This window comes from Methanoregula sp. (assembly GCF_002835825.1).
In the GTDB taxonomy this organism is placed as follows: domain Archaea; phylum Halobacteriota; class Methanomicrobia; order Methanomicrobiales; family Methanospirillaceae; genus Methanoregula.
Window position 1 is genome coordinate 1 of the sequence record NZ_PIZH01000356.1, and the last position, 2,240, is coordinate 2,240.

Sequence of the window (2,240 nt, forward strand, 5' to 3'; positions counted from 1 at the left end):
CCATTCTCGGCCTGCCCCCAGAAATGACCCCGCTCTACCTGCTGCCGGTTGGTGGCCGGGCACCCTGATCCCCGCCTCTATTGCCGGGTACCTGCTGAAAGGCCGAAAAAATCTCGTGGGGCACTGACATCTCATTGACTTCGTACGCGTGCCGGGAGAAGGTTCTCCAATCATCCGGGAAAGGACCTACACGAGATGGTTACTCCAGCATCAGCACGAAGATTTTCCCCATCTTTCGTCATGGTCAGCTGGAACGAAGCGGATTACCACATCAACTCTGTCACTATCTGTTACGTAAAATGGAAGATCGTGAAATCGACGATGGCAGGTTATCCGGTCTTCCGGACTATACGCTCATTTTCCCGGGAGTCGTGTATAAAGCCGAGAGGTGCAGGGCAGGGACCCGTAATATTGAGACGGGTAAAAGATGAACGGGACCGGAGAACCGGTCACCCCGCGTGGTAGCAGGAGGACTTGAGGACTTCAACCTTCGTAGGTTTCATCAGCCCGTCGCGGTACACGCCCTTGATGACCGAGCTTGCGCAGAACTTCACCTGCACCCGCGCAGAGACGCGCTCCCGCTCCTCGTACACGGTTCCTCCCTGCGAGAACTCCACGACCCGCTTCATGGAGAGGCTTGTCGAGAGGACAATGACGCAGATCCCCGCGTCGCCCGGCGAGAGGTCCTCGATGTCGGTCGAGGTCATGAAGATGTGGGTTTCGGGGCCGGGCACGACCTCGGCAACCGTGACGATGTTGTGCGTGCTCTGGAGCTCGATCGTCCGCGGCCTGCCAGACTTCAGTTCTTTGATGATGTCCGGGGAGATACTGGTTAATGCAGCGCACTTCATGGCAGGTCACCCGTACATCGGAAGATCTTTTTTCGGGCTCGTCTCCGCGGTCTGCTGCACTTCTTCGGCAAGCTTACCCATGCTCTGCTCGATCTCCACGGCCTGCTCGATCAGCGGCTGGGTCTCCAGGGCAAGGTTGTACATCTTGTTGAGCACTTCTATCGTTGATGCAGATGCCCGCGGGTCGGGTGCATTGACGGTCTCACCAAGGAGGCCAATCGCCGGAATTTTCCGTGCCTTGCATTCAGTGAGGATGCTGGATGCTATCCCCGAGATGCTCCCGATGGGCAGGACAAGAGTGATGTCCTGGATCCGTTCGAGGGCCTGGGCTGTTGTGGCAACCGAGAAGACCCGTTTTTCCGGCTCGTTTGTCACGATACCGGCGATAGTCAGGACCTCTTTTGGTTTGAAGGTCTCCACCCATTCCATGATGCCGTTTGCGATCTCGTAACAGATCGGGGGCGCGATGGGGATGTCGGCAACGATCGCGGCAAGGTTCATGTCGCCGGTATTCTTGGCATAGATGCGGACCGGATCGTTGATGAGCCCCTTGTTCATCATCGCGAGCGGCGGGAAGTAGCGGGAGTTCATGGAGCCGATCTGCTCGAATTCGAGCTGGTCGACCATATACTGGAGCGCGATGGTCCCGACAAGGCCGCTGCCCGGAAATCCCAGCAGTACAGCCCCGTTCTCCGGGAGCGGCTGCGAGATGATATTGAGGTCTTTTCTGGAGGCGATTGTGACCAGATCCGCGTGGACACTGTCCAGTTTTTTTGAGATCCGGTCTCCGAGCTCAGGAGCATCAGCCGTCATTACTTTAACATAGACCAAGTACTAAAAAAGTATTATGCAAGAGTATCCCATCAAGCGCGGGCTCACCAAGGACCTGGAGACGAGGGCTATCGCGGAACTGAAGAACTGTTTTGGCGTTGAACCGGAAAAGACCGGCAAAGGCTACCGGATTACGTTTGGCGCCCTGAAGCGGCTGGACGTGATCATCGGTGCCGGAGGTAAGACGGTGACCATCGATACCGAATCGGACCTGAGCGCGACCGATGTTGTAATCATTGACACCAACAAGCGGTTCCGGAAGTTCCTTGACGCGGTTACCGGGTTCTCCACCAAGGAACGGGTCAAGCGGGCCAAGAGCGTGGCCGGGGAATAAAACACCTGGTGCAACGCGGGGTGCACTGCCGCATGCCCTTGTATGCTGGCGTCACCCCTCAATACCTGTCTCTCTTTTTCTCCTCTTCCCGCGTGAAAATGTCAGCACTTATCAGCTTTGAATGATACCATCCTAGTACAGGGAATTTCCCATGATGCGCGAAGAACGGACACAGGATGCCGCGGCCACCTGTCCTGCCTGTAAAACCACGGTTACTGCCGGTG

Annotated in this window: 3 protein-coding genes; 1 reads left to right on the top strand and 2 read right to left on the bottom strand. The window is 56.7% G+C overall.

Going from position 1 to position 2,240, the window contains the following annotated elements:
* Window positions 1-449 precede the first annotated feature (449 nt).
* Together CW742_RS10960 and CW742_RS10965 are read right to left on the bottom strand one after the other, a co-directional pair.
* On the bottom strand, window positions 450-851 hold the full coding sequence (locus tag CW742_RS10960) for a DUF473 domain-containing protein (RefSeq protein ID WP_292420327.1): 402 nt from the start codon (window positions 849-851) through the stop codon (window positions 450-452).
* 6 nt (window positions 852-857) lie between these two features.
* On the bottom strand, window positions 858-1,664 hold the full coding sequence (locus CW742_RS10965; protein WP_292420328.1) for a proteasome assembly chaperone family protein: 807 nt from the start codon (window positions 1,662-1,664) through the stop codon (window positions 858-860).
* A gap of 34 nt (window positions 1,665-1,698) precedes the next feature.
* Between CW742_RS10965 and CW742_RS10970 the strand changes: the two genes are divergently transcribed.
* The gene (locus CW742_RS10970) at window positions 1,699-2,016 is read left to right on the top strand and encodes a DUF5611 family protein (protein WP_292420330.1); all 318 of its coding nucleotides are present in this window, start codon (window positions 1,699-1,701) and stop codon (window positions 2,014-2,016) included.
* Window positions 2,017-2,240 lie beyond the last annotated feature (224 nt).